This is a genomic window from Arthrobacter sp. Y-9, from assembly GCF_029690065.1.
GTDB lineage: Bacteria > Actinomycetota > Actinomycetes > Actinomycetales > Micrococcaceae > Arthrobacter_E.
The window spans coordinates 1,198,862-1,216,267 of sequence record NZ_CP121463.1; the positions used below are offsets into that span (position 1 = coordinate 1,198,862).

General features: G+C 66.4%; 20 protein-coding genes. 10 read left to right on the forward strand and 10 right to left on the reverse strand.

Annotation, left to right across the window (positions count from 1 at the left end):
* The first annotated feature begins 35 nt into the window (after positions 1–35).
* The 3 genes from P9849_RS05205 to P9849_RS05215 all read left to right on the forward strand — a co-directional run bounded on the left by P9849_RS05205 (position 36) and on the right by P9849_RS05215 (position 2,937).
* Positions 36–389, forward strand: coding sequence for a VOC family protein (locus P9849_RS05205; protein ID WP_278268612.1), 354 nt, complete (start codon positions 36–38; stop codon positions 387–389).
* 188 nt (positions 390–577) lie between these two features.
* Positions 578–1,255 carry a TetR/AcrR family transcriptional regulator gene (locus tag P9849_RS05210; RefSeq protein WP_278268613.1) on the forward strand — a complete coding sequence of 226 codons (678 nt, stop codon included), beginning with the start codon at positions 578–580 and terminating at the stop codon, positions 1,253–1,255.
* A complete protein-coding gene (locus P9849_RS05215) occupies positions 1,252–2,937 on the forward strand; it encodes an MDR family MFS transporter (RefSeq protein ID WP_278268614.1) in 1,686 nt (561 codons plus the stop codon). The genes P9849_RS05210 and P9849_RS05215 overlap by 4 nt, the downstream gene beginning before the upstream one ends.
* Before the next feature lie 168 nt (positions 2,938–3,105).
* Here the strand turns inward: P9849_RS05215 and P9849_RS05220 are convergent, their stop codons facing one another.
* From P9849_RS05220 to P9849_RS05230, 3 genes are all read right to left on the reverse strand, one after another.
* On the reverse strand, positions 3,106–3,747 hold the full coding sequence (locus tag P9849_RS05220; protein WP_278268615.1) for an SRPBCC family protein: 642 nt from the start codon (positions 3,745–3,747) through the stop codon (positions 3,106–3,108).
* A gap of 92 nt (positions 3,748–3,839) precedes the next feature.
* Entirely contained in the window at positions 3,840–4,136 is a 297-nt protein-coding gene (locus tag P9849_RS05225; protein ID WP_278268616.1) for a hypothetical protein, read from the reverse strand.
* 96 nt (positions 4,137–4,232) lie between these two features.
* Positions 4,233–4,697: a DNA starvation/stationary phase protection protein gene (locus P9849_RS05230; RefSeq protein WP_278268617.1), complete on the reverse strand. Its 465-nt coding sequence runs from the start codon at positions 4,695–4,697 to the stop codon at positions 4,233–4,235.
* A gap of 170 nt (positions 4,698–4,867) precedes the next feature.
* Here P9849_RS05230 and P9849_RS05235 point away from each other — a divergent pair, with 170 nt between their 5' ends.
* Positions 4,868–5,014, forward strand: a complete 147-nt coding sequence (locus P9849_RS05235) for a hypothetical protein (protein ID WP_278268618.1) — start codon at positions 4,868–4,870, stop codon at positions 5,012–5,014.
* A gap of 79 nt (positions 5,015–5,093) precedes the next feature.
* Entirely contained in the window at positions 5,094–5,360 is a 267-nt protein-coding gene (locus P9849_RS05240) for a Rho termination factor N-terminal domain-containing protein (protein WP_278268619.1), read from the forward strand.
* Positions 5,361–5,459: 99 nt separating this feature from the next.
* Here the strand turns inward: P9849_RS05240 and P9849_RS05245 are convergent, their stop codons facing one another.
* Positions 5,460–5,984, reverse strand: a complete 525-nt coding sequence (locus tag P9849_RS05245; RefSeq protein WP_278268620.1) for a DUF6328 family protein — start codon at positions 5,982–5,984, stop codon at positions 5,460–5,462.
* Positions 5,985–6,018: 34 nt separating this feature from the next.
* Entirely contained in the window at positions 6,019–6,912 is an 894-nt protein-coding gene (locus tag P9849_RS05250; RefSeq protein WP_278268621.1) for an SDR family oxidoreductase, read from the reverse strand.
* A 210-nt stretch (positions 6,913–7,122) separates the two neighbouring features.
* Here P9849_RS05250 and P9849_RS05255 point away from each other — a divergent pair, with 210 nt between their 5' ends.
* On the forward strand, positions 7,123–7,599 hold the full coding sequence (locus tag P9849_RS05255) for a MarR family transcriptional regulator (RefSeq protein WP_278268622.1): 477 nt from the start codon (positions 7,123–7,125) through the stop codon (positions 7,597–7,599).
* 23 nt (positions 7,600–7,622) lie between these two features.
* Here the strand turns inward: P9849_RS05255 and P9849_RS05260 are convergent, their stop codons facing one another.
* A complete protein-coding gene (locus tag P9849_RS05260; protein WP_278268623.1) occupies positions 7,623–7,832 on the reverse strand; it encodes a stress protein in 210 nt (69 codons plus the stop codon).
* A 214-nt stretch (positions 7,833–8,046) separates the two neighbouring features.
* On the opposite strand from P9849_RS05260, the gene P9849_RS05265 reads away from it, so the two are divergent.
* A complete protein-coding gene (locus tag P9849_RS05265) occupies positions 8,047–9,165 on the forward strand; it encodes a serine hydrolase domain-containing protein (RefSeq protein ID WP_278268624.1) in 1,119 nt (372 codons plus the stop codon).
* 7 nt (positions 9,166–9,172) lie between these two features.
* Here P9849_RS05265 and P9849_RS05270 read toward each other — a convergent pair whose 3' ends face one another.
* From P9849_RS05270 to P9849_RS05280, 3 genes are all read right to left on the reverse strand, one after another.
* Positions 9,173–9,814, reverse strand: a complete 642-nt coding sequence (locus P9849_RS05270; RefSeq protein WP_278268625.1) for an NAD(P)H-binding protein — start codon at positions 9,812–9,814, stop codon at positions 9,173–9,175.
* Positions 9,815–9,941: 127 nt separating this feature from the next.
* Positions 9,942–11,150: a serine hydrolase gene (locus tag P9849_RS05275; RefSeq protein WP_208188407.1), complete on the reverse strand. Its 1,209-nt coding sequence runs from the start codon at positions 11,148–11,150 to the stop codon at positions 9,942–9,944.
* A 24-nt stretch (positions 11,151–11,174) separates the two neighbouring features.
* Positions 11,175–12,929, reverse strand: coding sequence for a biotin carboxylase (locus tag P9849_RS05280; RefSeq protein WP_278268626.1), 1,755 nt, complete (start codon positions 12,927–12,929; stop codon positions 11,175–11,177).
* A 200-nt stretch (positions 12,930–13,129) separates the two neighbouring features.
* On the opposite strand from P9849_RS05280, the gene P9849_RS05285 reads away from it, so the two are divergent.
* Positions 13,130–14,320, forward strand: coding sequence for an acyl-CoA dehydrogenase family protein (locus tag P9849_RS05285; protein ID WP_278269101.1), 1,191 nt, complete (start codon positions 13,130–13,132; stop codon positions 14,318–14,320).
* 131 nt (positions 14,321–14,451) lie between these two features.
* Here P9849_RS05285 and P9849_RS05290 read toward each other — a convergent pair whose 3' ends face one another.
* A complete protein-coding gene (locus tag P9849_RS05290) occupies positions 14,452–14,967 on the reverse strand; it encodes a M23 family metallopeptidase (RefSeq protein ID WP_278268627.1) in 516 nt (171 codons plus the stop codon).
* A gap of 526 nt (positions 14,968–15,493) precedes the next feature.
* Between P9849_RS05290 and rpsB the strand changes: the two genes are divergently transcribed.
* Positions 15,494–16,327 (forward strand): 30S ribosomal protein S2, encoded by an 834-nt coding sequence (rpsB, locus tag P9849_RS05295; RefSeq protein WP_066215209.1) that lies wholly within the window; start codon positions 15,494–15,496, stop codon positions 16,325–16,327.
* A 130-nt stretch (positions 16,328–16,457) separates the two neighbouring features.
* Positions 16,458–17,294 (forward strand): translation elongation factor Ts, encoded by an 837-nt coding sequence (gene tsf / locus P9849_RS05300; protein WP_066215211.1) that lies wholly within the window; start codon positions 16,458–16,460, stop codon positions 17,292–17,294.
* Positions 17,295–17,406: the final 112 nt, after the last annotated feature.

Sequence of the window (17,406 nt, forward strand, 5' to 3'; positions counted from 1 at the left end):
TGTACCCCGCCCGATCACCATGCGATGCTGTCCTCATGGAACGCGTGACTGGCATCGGCGGGCACTTCGTGCGATCGGCCGACCCCGAGACTCTGACCACCTGGTACCGGGACGTCCTCGGACTGGACCTCGACGAGCACGGCCTCTGGCAGCAGGAAGCCGGCCCTACGGTCTTCGCCGCCTTCCCGGCCGACACGGACTATTTCGGCTCCCAGACTCAGCAGGTCATGTTCAACTTCCGGGTCCGGGACCTGGATGCCATGCTCGCTCAGCTCCGGGACAAGGACGCGAACGTGGTGGACGACGTCCAGGAGATGGAGGGCGTCGGCCGCTTCGCGTGGGTCATCGACCCGGAGGGCAACAAGATTGAACTCTGGCAAGCGGAATGACCGGCACTGACTGACCGAACCTGACTGATCCGCCCGGTCACCACATCCCGGACAACCGACGACGGCGCCGCTCACCTCAGAGGTGAGCGGCGCCGTCGTCGTTCGCAGAGAAAGCGTGGGGGGAGTGTGATGAGCCCCTCACGGGCAAAAGATTGCACAAGGCAACTAATGGTGCAAAAATACACTATGTGAGTAATAGTGCAAACATTGAGGGCGGACTGCGGGAACGCAAGCGCGCGGCGACGCGTCAGGCGATCACCGCGGCCGCGCGGTCCCTCACGGCGGCCCACGGCCTGAGCGGTTTCACCGTGGAGGAGGTCTGCGAGCAGGCAGGCATCTCCCGTCGCACGTTCTTCAACTACTTCCACACCAAGGAGGACGCCGTGATCGGCGCCTTCTCGGATGAACTGCCTCACGACGCGCTCGAGACGTTCGCCGCGAACCCCCGGCGTGAAGAAGGAAGGATCTCCGGCACGCTGCTGGAGGCGCTCTTCCGCTTCACCGTCGACGTCGTGACCCGTTCCACCGTCAGCCCGACGGAGGTCCGCCAGCTGATCGCGGCCATCGCCGCGGAGCCCCAGCTGCTCGGCCGTCTGACCGCGGAAGGGGAGGCCCGGGAACGCCAGTTCGCGGAGCTCGTCGCCTCCCGCGAGGGCCTTCCGGTGGATCACCCGGAGATCGTCATGGCCGTCGCCGTCTTCAGTGCCGTGTGCAAGAAGACCAACCAGACCTTCTTCTCCGAGGACAACACCACCCCGTATCGCGAGCTGCTGGCCACGAATCTCCGCGCCGCCCGCGCACTTTTCGACCACTCGTCCGACTCCTTCGACATCCCCTCTTCTGACACCACCGAGGACCGCCCATGAGCACCATCACCAAGGCAGCGCAACCCCTGCTGCTGACCCAACGAAGAATCTGGATCATCTTCTCGGCCCTGATCGCCGGGATGCTGCTGTCCAGCCTCGACCAGACCATCGTCTCCACCGCGATGCCGACCATCGTCGGCAAGCTCGGCGGCGTGGAACACCAGGCGTGGATCACCACGGCCTACCTTCTGGCGACCACCATCGTCATGCCGATCTACGGCAAGTTCGGTGACGTCCTCGGCCGCCGCAACCTCTTCCTCGTCGCGATCGGCCTGTTCACCGCGGCGTCCGTCGGCTGTGCGTTCGCCACCGACTTCTGGTCGTTCGTGATCTTCCGCGCCATCCAGGGCCTGGGCGGTGGTGGCCTCATGATCCTCTCGCAGGCGATCATCGCCGACATCGTGCCCGCCAAGGAACGCGGCAAGTACATGGGCCCGCTGGGCGCCATCTTCGGACTCTCCGCCGTCGCCGGCCCGCTGCTGGGCGGCTTCTTCGTGGACCACCTCACCTGGGAGTGGGCCTTCTACATCAACATCCCGATCGGCATCGCGGCCTTCGCCATCGCCTGGTTCACGCTGACCCTGCCGAACAAGAAGGCCGAGAAGCGTATCGACATCCTCGGCGTGCTGCTGCTGTCCGCCGCCACCGCCTGCCTCATCTTCTTCACCGACTTCGGCGGCAAGAAGGACGAGGGCTGGGATTCGCCCACCACGTGGCTGTTCGGCGCGGGTCTCCTCGTGGCCGCCGTCCTGTTCGTGCTCGTGGAGCGCAAGGCCGAGGACCCGATCATCCCGCTGAGCCTGTTCAAGAACCGCATCTTCATCAACGCCACGGCCATCGGCTTCACGCTCGGTCTCGGCATGTTCGCGGCCATCGCCTTCGTCCCGACGTTCCTTCAGATGTCCTCCGGCACCTCGGCGGCCGTCTCCGGCCTGCTGATGCTGCCCATGATGGTCGGCCTGATGGGGACCTCGATCTTCTCCGGTATCCGCATCTCCAAGACCGGTAAGTACAAGATGTACCCCATCCTCGGGGCCGGGCTGACGATCGTGGCGATGCTCTGGTTCACCACCCTGACGGCCGCCACTCCCATCTGGGTCATCTGCATCCAGCTGTTCATCTTCGGCGCAGGCCTCGGCCTGATCATGCAGGTGATCGTCCTGGTGGTGCAGAACGCGGTCCCGGCCGAGCAGATCGGCACCGCCACCAGCACCAACAACTACTTCCGCGAAGTGGGCGCCTCCCTCGGTGTCGCCGTGTTCGGGTCTCTCTTCACGACCCGTCTCGCCGACTCGCTGACCAAGGCGTTCACCGGTGCCGGCGCCTCGAGCGAGCAGGCTTCCCAGGCCACCAAGACGCTGGATCCGCAGACGCTGTCCCAGCTGCCGTCCGCCGTCCGCGACGCGATCGTGAACGCCTACGCCGACTCCCTGGCCCCGGTGTTCTGGTACCTCATCCCGTTCATCGCGGTGGCGCTGCTGCTGGCCATCACCCTCAAGCAGATCCCGCTGTCCGACACGGCCGGCATGGTCGCCCGCGGCGAGGCTGTGGGCGGCGAAGAGGCGGAGCGTCTGGAGGCCGAGCGCCTGAGCGGCGCCCCGGCGTCGGACGCCCCGGTCCTTCTGGTGGAGGACGAACACGAGAAGGACGACGACGCCGAGCTCGCTTCGCCGCGCAGCTGACGTCCCGCACGTGACGCGCACTCCGCGTCACGGAAGAAGGGTGGCCGCACCTCAGGTGCGGCCACCCTTCCGTGTATCCCGTGGCTGGTCAGCCCCGCCCTCGGGACGACCCGCCGTGAGCCCAGGGCCGTCCGGCCACGGCGGGGAAGTATGCTCAGTGCAGTGTTCTCAGAGCACGATGGACATCTGGGGGCGGTCTTCTCCGGGATTGTCCTGGGACGCGAACCCCACGCCGTACGGCAGCGTTCCGGAGGGGTCCTTCGGGAGGTCGTCGCCGGAGAGCCTCGTGGACACCTCGCCCACGAGTGCTGGTTCGCGCCGGGTCTCCTTGAGCAGCAGTGGACCGGTCAGTGGATGCGCTTCATCCTGATGGGCGCGGGCCTTCTTCCGATCCGCGTGGCGCTTCTCGACGAAATCCCGGAACCGTTCGAGATCCTCGCGGACGCTCGTCGGCTCCAGCCGGAACAAGGAGACGGTGTGTTCCGAGGGCTCGCGGGGATCCCAGATGACGTCCACGGTGATCCGCGTCCGTTCAGGCTCCAGGGAATCGAAGAGCAATTGGCCGTGGCTCTCGAGGCCGTCGCTGCAGTCCCAGCGGATGAGGCGGTCCGGACGCTGCTCTTCGATGGTCGTCTTGATCGTGCGGTGCCTGCCGCCGATCTCGGCGGTGAGGAGGGCCGGCGCATCCTCCTGCCGCTCGACCGCCACGAGGTGCTTCATGAACTGGGGAAAGAGTTCGAACTCGGCCCACTGCTCATAGCTGAGCCATAACGGGGCTCTGACGTCGATCTCTTCCTGAATCTGTGCCAACTGCATCATCTCCTTGAGGAATGTGGAACTGCGCTCCGTCCCTTGCGACGGGTGTCCGGCGGTGGTGTGCCGGGGCGTTCGAGGTGAACGGGTCAGACTGCCGGCGACAGCTCGCGCTCGGCGCGCGGAACACGCAGTTCCTCCGCCATGGAGCGGGAGGTGATGTCGATCCGCAGGTGCCGATGGTGCGCATCGCGCACGGCGGCCAGGTAGAACGACCTTCTCTCCAGGCGGGAGCAGGCCGGCGTGGTCTGGCAGAGCATGAACACGATCCGGTCGCCACGCATCTGGTAGCGGGCGACCCCGATGACGGTGCCATTGCGGTACATCTCGAATTGGGACTGGACGACGTTGTCGACGATGTGCTCGTTCCTGCTGATAAGACGCATGTTCTTCTCCTGACGGGTGGTGCGAGGACGGCGGAACCGGGATGCCATGAGATGGCCGTTCGAACGTCTTGACGGGTGGCCGGATGTCCGGCGGGGTCAGTCGCTGCTGTGGCGCAGCTCCGGATGCTCGGCGGTCAGCATCCAATGGAGCTGTTCGAGCGTTTCGAGGACGTCGTGGAGGAGGTCCGCCGTGGTGGGATCCTCCTCGTCCACGGCGTCATGCACGGCACGAGCGGTGGCGGCTGCCGCGTGCAGCCGCTCGCCGATGTCAGTCACGACGACGTCGGTGCTCACCAGGCCGGAAGGGAATTCCTTCAGCGTGGTCGTCTCCGTGATGGTGCGCGTCCGTCCGTCGGGTTCAGCGTGCAGAGCCCTCAGGCGTTCGGCCAGCCGGTCGGAGAGGAGCCGGGAGGCGGCGACGATTTCGTCGAGTTGCAGATGGAGGTCCCGGAAATTCGGGCCCACCACATTCCACTGTGCTTCCTTGCCCTGAATTCGCAGGGCGATGAGGTCGACCAGTACTGCCTGCACATGCCGTGCAAGGTCGGATGATGCCGTCATGCGCTGATCCCTCCATCAACGTGCGGGCTGGCGGTTGGAAGGTAACGTAACTGAAATAACGATAGCTTGACAAGCTAGTAAAAAACAAGGGATCGGCGTACGCTCGAAACATGGGACACTACGAGAAGGAAACTGACCGAGATCCCCACCCTCAGGACGAGGGGCATGACGTGGGGAACCAATCCGACGACCGCGAAAGGACCCGCGTTCAGCGCGGCTCCGAGCCGGAGCGCAGCGCCGAAGACGTGCCGGACGGCTCCGGGACCGACCTCGACGAGCACCACGAGCCGGAGTCGGACCGTTTCGACGCCGGCTGAGAAGCGAGGCCCGGAAAAGAGCGCCAGCGGGCGTCTCCGGAACCTTGCGCGGCCTGTGAACTTTCATGAAGGAGACATCATGCCTGACAAGAAGAATCCATCATTGAAGGACCCCGAGCTTTATGAGGAACTCCGCGAGGACGGGGCTTCCAAGGGCAAAGCAGCCAGGATTTCCAATGCCGCAGCCAAGAAAGGCCGCAGCGCAGTCGGCCGTAAAGGCGGAAAATCCGGTGATTACGAGGACTGGACGGTCAAGGAGCTCAAATCCAAGGCCAAGGAGATCGGGTTGAAAGGGTATTCGGATAAGCGCAAGTCGGAACTGATCGACGCGCTCCGTAACTCCTGAAAGGTTTTCGCCTCCCTGATCCACCACAACACCGACCAGCGAGAACCGCCCCGGGACGAAAATCCCGGGGCCGTTCTCCGTTGCTCTCAGGAGGACGTGTCAGTGGCGGTTCTCCCTGTCGCCTTCCTCCACGTCCTCCACGGCGGCGTGCACCCGCGGACCGATGAATGCGACCGCGACGAAGAGGAGGGCGAGCACTCCGATCGCCGCCACTGCACAGACGGTGGCCGCCGTCCTGCCGGCCACGACGCCGACCGTGAAGGTCAGCGTGCCGGCCACCAGGAGGGGCAGCAGCACCAGGACCGTCTTGCTTGCGCGGTCCGCCAGGCCCACCAGCGACCCGCGCTGATGGTGGCGGAACACGCGCCGGTGGACGGCCACCGGCAGGAGCGTGATGATCGTGGTGGCCGCGGCCAGGAGGACGAGCCCCAGGTACAGCGCCTTGTCCAACGAGTCGAGGGACGCGAAACGCTGCTGAAAGGGCAACGTGAACAGAAAGCCGCCGATGATCTGCGCGGCCGTCTGTGTGACGCGGAGCTCCTGCAGAAGCTCGCTCCAATGCCGGTCCAGACGATGTGTCTCGGATTCGCGGCGCCGGTAGTCGTCGTCGCTGTCTTCCATCATTCACCTCCGGTGGGCCGCGCCCGCGGCCGTCTTCTTACGGGCTGGGAATGCCGCCGTTCGCGTTGAGTGTCTCGCCCACCACGTAGCTGGATTCGGAGGATGCCAGGAAGACGTAGCACGGAGCCATCTCCGCCGGATGACCGGCACGGCCGAGCGCGGTGTCCTTGCCGAACTCGGGCAGGCTCTCCTTCAGCTGCCCGCCGCTGATCTGCAGCGCCGTCCAGACGGGACCCGGTGCCACGGCATTGACTCGGATGCCCTTCGGCGCCAGTTGTTGTGCGAGGCCCTTGGTGAGGTTGTTGATCGCGGCCTTCGTGGAGGCGTAGTCCAGCAGATCCGCGGACGGTTTGTACGCCTGGATCGATGTGCTGGCCACGATGCTCGATCCCGGCGGCATGTGCGGCACCGCGGCCTGGATCAGGCGGATCATCGCGAAGACGTTGATCTGGAACGTCTCCTCGAACTGTGCCTCCTCGATCTCGTCGAGCTGCGCGGTGGCGACCTGGCGCCCGGCGTTGCTCACCAGGATGTCGAGTCCGCCGAGCCCTTCCACGACGTCGGTGACGAGTGCAGCCGGAGCGTCCGGGTCGGTGAGGTCGGCGGGCAGCGTGAGTGCCTTGCGCCCGGCCTTCTCGATGAGCCCGGCGATCCTGGCCGCGTCGTCCTCTTCTTCGGGAAGGTACGAGATGGCGACATCCGCCCCCTCCCGGGCGAAGGCGATGGCGACCGCGGCCCCGATCCCGGAGTCGCCGCCGGTCACGAGGGCTATTCGGCCCTCCAGGCGGCCCAGGCCACGGTAGTAGTCGTCCCCGAGATCCGGTTCGGGGGTCATCAGGATCTCCAGCCCGGGAGGCTCCTGGTGCTGGATGGGAGGAGTCACCTCCGGGAACAGCGTGACGGGGTCGCGGAACGTGTACTGATCACTCATGGTTCATTTCCTCCAATTGCGCTGTTTGCAGTGCGGATGATTGTTCGCCGTGTCACAACGAAGTGGGTCTCGGTTCGCCAGGGACGCATTTTTCGGTCCGAAAAGCAAAAGCGCGCCAGCTCACCGGGCCGTCCGGGGCATAGACTTGCTGCCGGGGGCGATGTCACTAGATCGTCTAGTAGGTAGAGAGTGGAAGGGGAATGGTGTCCTATGGCACTGGAACTCATCAACAGAAGCTGGCTTGAGGGAGGCGAGCAGGACCGCGTCCTGTCCGCACTCCACCTGCTGAGGGAGTTCGTGGTGGTGGAAGCCGAAACCCGCACGAACCTCATGGCAGACCTGAAGATCAAGAGCAACGACCTCTCGGCCTTGCGTTTCGTCCTGGATGGCTCGGACGGGGGCGCGGTCAGCCCCCGAGCGCTCGGACACCACCTCGGCATCACCTCCGCCTCCACCACGGCCCTCGTCAACCGGCTCGAGCACGCGGGGTACCTGCGCCGCGAACCGGACCCCAAGGACCGCCGGGGACTGGTGCTCCACACCACGCAAGCGGCGCGGGTGCTGCTCGAATCCAGCCTCCAGCGGCAGGTGTCGTCCCTGCTCGCTGCGGCCGGATCCTTCAACCCCGACGAACTCGCCGTCGTCGAGGACTTCCTCCAAGCGGTCACCGAAGCCCTCCGCTCCTGACGCTCACACCGTCGTCGGGTCCGTCAGGACGTCCGGGCGCCCTGGTGGCTGTTCCGGCCTCCACGGACCTTGGCCTCGTGGGGCTGTGCTTCGGCACCCTTGCGTCCTGCTTCGTGGGGATCGGCACCGTGTTCTGAACCGAACTTGCCGGTGCTGGCCTCTCCGCCGCGACGGGCCTGTTCCTCGGTGTCCTTGCGGTTTCCGGACTGCCCGGGGTTCTTCGTGTCAGCCATGCTGTTCTCCTTTCGAATGACTGTGCCGGTGGCCGCTTTCCGCGACCGTGATTCCAGCCAAACAGGCGTGCGTCGCTCGACGGTACCCCTGTGGTTCCAGCGGCCGCAGCGGTACACTGTGTGGTTTGTTTTCAGGTTTTCCGGGCTGGTTTCGGACTGCTCTCGGGCGCGCGGGATGGCCGTGGCGGCCGCCGTCGAATGGCAGAATGCGACCATGACGGAACACCCGACTCCCCGCACGACGGCGGTGCAAGCCCTCCGCGACCACGTGCTCGCCGCCCTCCACCCCGGCGACGGTTCGGCGCCGCTGTTCTCCGCCGTCGTCGTCCTGGTGAGTGATGCGGGGGAGGTGCTCGCGAGAGAGGCCCACGGGCTGACCGTCGACTGCCAGGATGAGAGCGGCGCTTGCCGATGCGGCGCACCGGTCACGCCGGACACCCTGTTCGATCTGGCGTCGATCACCAAGGCGTTCGTCAGCGCCACGGCACTCGCGGAGTTCGCGGACCGAGGCTTGCTGGAGGCCGGGCTGGACGGCCTGAGGATCCCGGTGAGCGCCTGGCTGCCGGAGTACCGCGGGCTGCCGACCGTGACGCTCCTCGACCTCCTGACGCACCGGGCCGGCTTGCCGAGCGAATGGGACCACAATGATCCGGGACCCGACGCCTGGGAACGGTTCCGCACCGTGCTGCCCACCGGTCCCGCCGGGGCCGTCCATGCCTACTCGTGCGTCGGCTTCATCTGGCTGGGCCTGTGCCTGGAGGCCATGACCGGCAGACCGCTCGACGACATCATGAGGGACCGGATCCTGCGTCCGTTGGGCCTCATGAACACCGGCTATCGGCCTTCGGCGCCCCTGGACGGGATCGCGGCGACCGAGATCCAGCCGGGCCGGGGGCTGGTCCACGGACAGGTCCACGACGAGACCGCCTGGGCGCTGGGCGGCGTGAGCGGCAACGCCGGTCTGTTCAGCACGGCCGACGACCTGCTCACCTTCGCCGAGATGCTGCGGAACGGCGGAGTCCATGAAGGGCGCGAGGTGCTCCGTCCGGAGGCCGCCGCTCTCCTCACGACGCCCGTCGCCGGACCTGTTGCGGGGTCGTACGAACAGGCGGTCGGCCTCCGGGTGGGCGAGCCGTGGCTCCGCGCGCTGGCGCCGGGCAGCACCAGGATTCCGGCGGGGCACGGCGGCTACACCGGAACGGCTTTCGGATTCGTGCCGGGAGGACGGCGGACAGCGGTCCTGCTGACCAACCGCGTGCACCCGCACCGAGGCGAGGACGAACGGTTCGCCGCCTTCCGTCAGCGGCTGATGGAGCTGGCCGGACGCCTCTGAGCGAGAGTCAGGCGGACGTGCCGCTGATGACGGGCAGGGCGCGCTGGAAGGCTCCGGTTTCAATCAGCTGCACGACGGCGGCTCCGACCCGGGCGCGCGGGGTGAACAGCTCTGCCGGGCCGTGGGGAGTGAGGGTCACTGTGCCCTGGTGACGTCCACCTGTGAGCTTCAAGACGCGGAGGATCGTGTAGTCCACCGTGCTCTCCTGAAGGATCCGCACGTGCTCCTTGCCGTCGGCGATGCGCTTCGGATCCACGACGCCGATCGCGAAGTTGGCCGCCCGGTCGAACAGGGGGATGCGGTCCCCAGGGAGACGGACCCCGGTCCCGGTGAGCGAGATGATGCGGGTCTCCGGCTGGCGCTCGGAGACGATGTCCACGCAGTGCTGAATCGCCACCGACTGCACATCGGCGCTGGAGCGACGGTTGTGGCCGATCATGCTGACCGCCACATCGGCCCCGTCCAGGAGCGTCGCGACCTCGTCCTTGTTCCTGGCGTCGCAGCGCACCACCTCCAGGTCGGGGTGTTCCTGCAAGGTCGACTCGGACCTGACGCCCGCCCGGACCCGGAAGCCGGCCTCCAGCAGCGCGGCCACGCACGCCTGGCCGGAACGTCCCTGAGCAGCGAGTACAGCGATCAATGGCTTCATGATCCCAGCGTATCCGGGCGGAAGCCGGTCCGGCGGAACCAGTTCCTGGGATGCGCGTCCCGGAGACGACTCAGGCCGTCCCCCTGAACGTGGGGGACGGCCTGAGAGGGGCTGGACTTGTGGCGGTTCAGCGGGTCAGGACCCAGGACACCGCGTCGAAGGCGTTCACGGTCCAGAGCAGCTTCTCGCCGTCCTGCGGCGTCGGCCAGCTGGAGAGCTTGGCGGCCACGACGCCGGCGGACCGGTTCACGTACACCATCTGGCCGTGGATGCCGAGGGCCAGCAGGGGGTTGGAGCCCTCCCGCGGGAACCAGAACCCGTTCCGGTACATCCCGCCCGGCATGAGCGTCGGCTCGGGTGCGTTCGCGAAGGCGTCCCGGCTGTCGGGGCCACCGGCGAACGTGTCAGCGACCCACCAGGACGGGAGCACCGGGGTGTCGTCGAGCGCGAAGCCGTCCCGCAGGAACAGGTTGCCGAAACGTGCCAGGTCTCGCAGGCCCGCCGAGACGCCGCCGTCGAACATGCCTTCGCCGGCGCTGTCCACGCCGACGTGCGCGCCGAGTTCGGCGCCCATGGGCTGCCAGAGGCGCTCGGACATGAGGTCTGCCGCGTGACGGCCGGTGGCGCCTTCGAGCACGAAACCGAGAGCGTCGGTTTCACACGACTTGTAGTCGAAGGCCCCGCCGTGGTCGCGGTCCTTGCCCAGGCTCGCCAGGAAGTCCAGCAAGGTGGCCGGGGCGTTCGGGTGCCGCCGTGGAGCCCAGCCGATGGCCTGTTCCAGAAGCCGCACTTCGGCGTCGGGGTCCAGATACTTCTCCGAGAAACGGACGCCCGTCCGCATGTCCATGAGGTGACGGACGGTCGCGCCCTCGTAACCGGACCCGGCCAGAGCCGGAACGTAGCTGGTTACGAGCGCGTCGGCATCCAGTTCCCCGCTGCCCTGAAGCGATCCCGCCACCGAGGTGGTGAGGGACTTGCTCACGGACATGAGGAGGTGGACGCTCGCAGGCGTCATGGTGTTGAAGTAGCCCTCGCCCACGAGGGCGCCGTCCTTGGTCACCACCCAGCCGTCGGTGAAGGTGTTCTCCAGGACCTCGGCGAACGTCGCCGTCCGGTCCTCCCACGGGTGGGGGACCGGCACGGCAGACAGGTCGACCGGGGCCGGGGGCAGGACGGTGGCGCGAACGCCCCGCGGGATGGACCGCACCGGAAGGAACGTGGCGATGTTCTGCATCGACCAGTTGAGGTGCGGAGCCAGCTGCCACTGGTCCAGAGGAGGGGCTGCCGGAGTGCTCGGTTGGCCGGTGCTCATGCCGTAGCTCTCGTCTGCAAACATTCCACCAAGTATGGCATGGGTAATTTAATTCCCTTTCGCGGGAGCGGGCCATTTCACGGGTTCGGAATCCGGGAGCGGAGTGGCGCGGTACATGCTCCGGATCGACTCGATGAGGTGGCGCGCATGGATCGTCAGGCCGCCATGGGAGCCCTGAAGTCGGCCCTTCGTGACCAGGATTCCCAGGTCGGCGCCCTTCCACCGGTAATCACCCGGACCATAAATCCGCAGGTAGAACGCTTCCGACTCGTTGTTGACCAGGTGCCAGTCCAGCTCTCGGTGCGCGAAGACGAAGCGGCCCTGCCCATCCAGAACGTACAGACCGGTGGTGGGGGCGGCATCGATGTGCTCCACGGTCTTGTCCGTGTGCTTGATGACCATGTGGCTCCACTCGTCCTCGGACGCGAGTTCCTCCCACCGGGCGTTGATCTCATCGACGTCCAGGGTGAACTCCACGCCGGAGTACTCGAGCAGGTGGAAGACGAAAAGCGGCACGTCGGCGTAGGCACCCGCCGTCACGTTGGTGATGGCGGAGGCCCCGCTGATGCGGGGGTTCAGCTCACCCAGATACACCTCGTCGGTGTCCGTGTCGAGCAGCACATCAACTTCGAAGAAGCCGCGGTAGCCCTCCTTGGCGAGACGGTCGCCGAGTTTCCGCACGAGTTCCGTGGTGGCGTGCCGGGCCTTCTCGGCCAGGACGTCCGGGTACATCTCGTTGCCGGCCCAGCCGCCGCGGTACGGGGTGAGCGCCTTGTGCCCGGTGATCTCGGTCATGCACGGGCCCACGATGGTGCCGTGGTGGGTGATGACGGCCTCGACCGCGATCGGGCGGTTGTTGATCCGCTTCATGATCTTCACCTCCTCACCCCGGAGGTGTTCGGCCACTGCTTCGAACTCCTCTTCCGAGGTGACGAAGTAGGTGGTCTTGCCGGAGTCGCCGTAGGCGGTCTGGATGACCAGGTCCGTGCCGAGCTTGGCCGCCTTGGTCGCCTTCACGACGTCGGCCCAGTTCTCCACCGTCGTCATCACGTTCGGCACACTGTCCACACCGGCGGACGTGGCGATGCGAGTGGTCTCCATCTTGGAGTCGAGACGTTCGCGCAGCGCGGCCGGCGGAAGGATCAGCTCGTAGCCGAGTTCCTGGCAGATGTGCTCGGTCTCCTCATTGAAGAAGACCATGACGATCTTGGGGTGGACGCCCGCGGGGGTGCGGTGCTCGATGTGCGCCCGCACCTCGTGATTGGTCAGGAGCCAGTTGTTGATCTCCTCGCCGCTCTGGAACTCGATATACGGCTTGTCGGCGGGAGTGAACACCCGAGGATGCGTGCCTTCCCAGCTGTCGTAGTACGTGATGTAGGAGAAGCCGCGCACCCAGCGGTCGAGGCCCAGCAGATTGAACGCCGAGGCGCCTACGAAGAAGATGGGGGATTCATCCGTCCGGAAGAAATGCCGGATCTCCGACATGTTGTTCAGGTGCCGGCCGCCGCCCTTGCTGCGATTGCGGATACGGGGAGCCGGCTTGCTGGTCCGCGAACGGCGCGGCGCCGGAATGCGCTTGGTGAGGGCGCCCCGGACACCGGACGACTTGGCGGGGCCGGTCTTGACATCCGGAGCGACGACGGCGGCGACCGTGGGTTCGAGGGTCGGCGCGACCGGTTCGAGAGTCGGCGTCGGTTCGGGCGGAATGGACGTCGCGGCGGCTTTCCTGGCGCGTGGCGACGCGGTGCCTGAGGTGGTGTCCTGCTGGCTGTCTGCTCCGCTGGACGCTGCTTTCCGGACCATGGCGATTCCTTCCCTCCGGGGGTACGTAGCGTCATCTTGGCATGTGACCCAGGTCGCACCAAGAATGTTCCAGTCGCCCCCGGTTTATGTCGGCGGCTCCGGGATTATTGCGGCTCGGGCCGGGGCTTCGCGCACCCTTTACCCGGCCCGCAAAGTGGGATAAGTTACTCATGAGTAACATCAATTCCTGTGGAGGGATCATGGCCAAGGCCGAGCTGGACATCAACAATCTGCCGTATGCGGATGGCGACTTCTTCGCCTTCGAACAACTGCTCTCCGACAAGGAGCGCGACCGCCTGAGTGAGATCAGGACCTGGCTCGACCGCGAGGTCCGGCCCATCGCCGTGGATTGCTGGAACCGCGGCGAGTTCCCCATGGAGCTGATCCCGAAGCTCGCGGAACTGGATGTGATGAGCCCGGTGCGCCGCCAGGGGTATTCGAACCTGTTCGCGGGGATCGTGCACGCTGAGTTCACGCGCGCGGACACCTCCATCGCCACCTTCATGGGAGTTCATGACGGTCTCTTCACCGGCTCGATCGAGGCCCTGGCCTCGGAAGAGCAGAAGGAGGCCTGGCTGCCGGACATCTACGCCATGAAGAAGATCGGCGCCTTCGGGCTGACCGAGCCTCTCGGTGGTTCCGATGTGGCCGGGGGCACGCGCACCACCGCGCAGAAGGACGGGGACACCTGGATCCTCAACGGCGCCAAGCGGTGGATCGGAAACGCCACCTTCTCGGACTACGTGGTCATCTACGCCCGCGACGTCGCGGACAACCAGGTCAAGGCCTTCCTGGTCGACACCACGCTCCCGGGTTACCGCGCCACGAAGATCGAGAACAAGATCTCGCTCCGCACCGTGCAGAACGCGGACATCGTGCTGGAGAACGTCGTGGTGCCGGACAGTCACAAGCTCGCGGGCGGCAACAGCTTCCGGGACACCAACAAGGTTCTCAAGGTCACCCGTCTGGCGGTCGCCTGGCAGGCGGTGGGGCAGCAGCTCGCCGCGTTCGACGTCGCGCGGCGCTATGCGGTGGAGCGTCACCAGTTCGGCCGCCCGCTCGCCTCGTTCCAGCTCGTGCAGGAACAGCTCGTCAAGATCCTCGGCAACGCTGTCAGCTCCATGGGGATGATGGTCCGGCTGTCGCAGCTCGAGGATGCCGGTGTCGCGAAGGACGAGCAGTCCGCGCTCGCCAAGGCCTTCACCACCGCACGGATGCGCGAGTCGGTGGCGATCGGCCGCAGCCTCCTGGGAGGCAACGGCATCGTCACCGATTACGAGATCGCCAAGATCTTCTCCGACGCGGAGGCCATCTACTCCTATGAGGGCACTTACGAGATCAACACCCTTGTGACGGGCCGCGCCATCACGGGCATCTCCGCCATCGTCTGACGTCGGCACGCCCAGGGGCGTCCGGGTGGCGGCTCGTGCGTCGCCGCGACGATCCACTCCATGTCCAGGCCGGTTCCCCAGGGGGAGCCGGCCTGTGGCGTGAGGAGGCCTGATCCTCACGGGAGAAGGCCTCATCCCCACGGGAGAAGGATGGAGGGCCGGAGGTCCTGAATGAAGCGCAGGGGATCGACGTACTCGTCCTCCTGCCGCACGCCCCAATGGACGCAGACGGAGACGGCGCAGTGTCCCGGCCGGAGGAAGCCGATCCGTTGACCCTTGCGCACCGCGTCCCCGGGTTTCAGCTCACTCTCGACCGGTTCGAAGCTGCTCTTCAGATCGTGACCGTGGTCGATCGTGATGACCGGGCGGTCCACGACCGTGCCACGGAAGCTGACCACGCCGTCGGCGGGGGAGAGGACGGCGGCGCCGTTCCCCTCAGAACCCCGGAGGTCGACCCCCCGGTGCCCGCTCAGCCAGGGCTGGTCCGGCGGGTCGAACAGCCGGATCACCTCGTGGCGCAGCGGCCGCCCGGGATGGTCCAGGGGCCAGGCCCAGGAGGAGGCGGCCCTGGCCGTCGAGCGCTGCGGCGAGGCGAGGACTTCTCCCGGGGGATCCGCCGCGGCGGACGTGGGGGCTGAGGCCAGCATCGAGGCCATCAGAACGCCCGCCTGGACGGCAGGGCGTGCGGCGCCTCGCCGCCGTCGTGGTGGACTCCCTGGCGGTGGACAGCTTCGTGATCGGTCCATGGTCTGCGTGCTCGTCATGACACCACCCTCGCCGGGCTTCGGAGGCGGGGGAACGGGGCTGATGGCGTATGTGGAGGGGAGAGGCGAGGCGCCGTGTGGAAAGCGGGACGGGTAGCGCCCGTGTAGTACACTGGGGACTGCAGTCTTCTGTGTCCTGCGCCTGCCCGGCGCGGGTCACGCCGACTGACTTCGCGTGTCCATCCTCGCAGCCCCCTCAATCCGTTCGCGGAGTGATCGCTGTGGGCTGGGACTGCTCACGGTCCACGTTTCCGGGTTCACCGGGACCGCGGCGAGTGGTTCCTGGGGCACCAGGAGCCCGGATGTGATGTCCGGACTGATAACCGACAAAAACACTATGGCAGGGCAAGAGCGGCCACTCGAAAGGCCCTCTCACGAGAATGCGTGACCTGCCGGAAGGAGCGATGGCATGCCCGTCGTAACCATGCGCCAGCTGCTCGACAGCGGTGTCCACTTCGGCCACCAGACCCGCCGTTGGAACCCGAAGATGAAGCGCTTCATCCTCACCGAGCGCAACGGCATCTACATCATCGACCTGCAGCAGGCCCTGTCCTACATCGACCGTGCTTACGAGCACGTCAAGGCCACTGTCGCCCACGGCGGCACCGTGCTCTTCGTCGGCACCAAGAAGCAGGCTCAGGAAGCAATCGCCGAGCAGGCCACCCGCGTGGGTCAGCCCTACGTGAACCAGCGCTGGCTGGGCGGTATGCTCACCAACTTCCAGACCGTCGCCAAGCGCATCCAGCGCATGAAGGAGCTCGAAGAGCTCAACTTCGACGACGTCGCCGGCTCCGGCTACACCAAGAAGGAGCTCCTGCTCCTCAAGCGTGAGCTGACCAAGCTCGAGGCCAACCTCGGCGGTATCCGCAACCTCACGAAGACCCCTTCCCTCCTCTGGGTGGTTGACACCAAGAAGGAGCACCTGGCGGTCGACGAGGCCAAGAAGCTGGGTATCCCGGTCGTCGCCATCCTCGACACCAACTGCGATCCGGATGAGGTCGACTTCCCGATCCCGGGCAACGATGACGCCATCCGCTCCGTGAACCTGCTGACCCGCGTTGTTGCCGACGCCGTCGCCGAGGGTTTGATCGCTCGTAACAACCGCGCAAACGGCACCGCCGAGACTGCTGAAGAGCCCCTGGCCGCCTGGGAGCGCGAGCTCCTGGAAGGCGAGAAGGCTGCTGAGGCTCCCGCTGCTGAAGCTACTGAGGCTCCCGCTGCTGAGGCTCCGGCCGCCGAGTAAGTCCCTGACTGCGACCGTCCCGGGTATCACCCGGAACGGCTGGTGACAGGATGGCTGCCTCCGGGCGGCCATCCTGTCACGCATGTCATACCCAGATCTTTAGACGCAACAACACATTTGAGGGGTTCCCATGGCGAACTACACTGCTGCTGACATCAAGGCCCTGCGTGAGCGCACCGGCGCCGGCATGATGGACGTCAAGAAGGCTCTTGACGAGGCCAACGGTGATGCCGAGAAGGCCATTGAAATCATCCGTATCAAGGGCCTGAAGGGCGCCACCAAGCGCGAAGGCCGCTCCACCGCCGAGGGCCTCGTCGCCGCCAAGGTCGTGGGCAACGTCGGCTACATGGTCGAGGTCAACTGCGAGACCGACTTCGTCGCCAAGAGCGACAAGTTCATCTCCATCGCCGACAAGGTGCTCGCCGCCGCCGTGGCCGCCAACACCGGTGACCTGGAGACCCTGCTCGCCGCCGACGTCGACGGCAAGCCGCTGTCCGAGGTCGTCGTCGAAGAGGGCGCCGTGCTCGGCGAGAAGGTCGCCGTCCGTCGCGTGGCCCGTGTCGAGGGTGGCACCGTTGACGCCTACCTGCACAAGACCTCCAAGGACCTCCCGGCTCAGGTCGGCGTGCTGTTCGCCGTCTCCGGCACCGGCGAGGCCGCCGAGACCGCCGCTCACGACGTCGCCGTTCACGTGGCCGCCATGGCCCCGAACTACCTGACCCGTGAAGACGTTCCGGCCGAGCTGGTCGACAACGAGCGCCGCATCGCCGAGGAGACCGCCAAGGCCGAGGGCAAGCCCGAGGCTGCGCTGCCGAAGATCGTCGAAGGCCGCGTGACCGGCTTCTTCAAGGGCGAGGTCCTCGTGGACCAGGCGTTCGCGAAGGATGCCAAGAAGACCGTGGGCGCCGTCCTCGAAGAGGCCGGCGTTCAGGCTGTGGCTGTCGCTCGCTTCCGCGTCGGCTCCTAGTCAGACATTCAGAAGGGGTGGCTACTTCGGTAGCCGCCCCTTTTGTGTGCGCCCTGACGGACGGTTTCCGCCCGTCGGGGAGTGCACACGGGCGGCGCCGCTGACGCCGGGC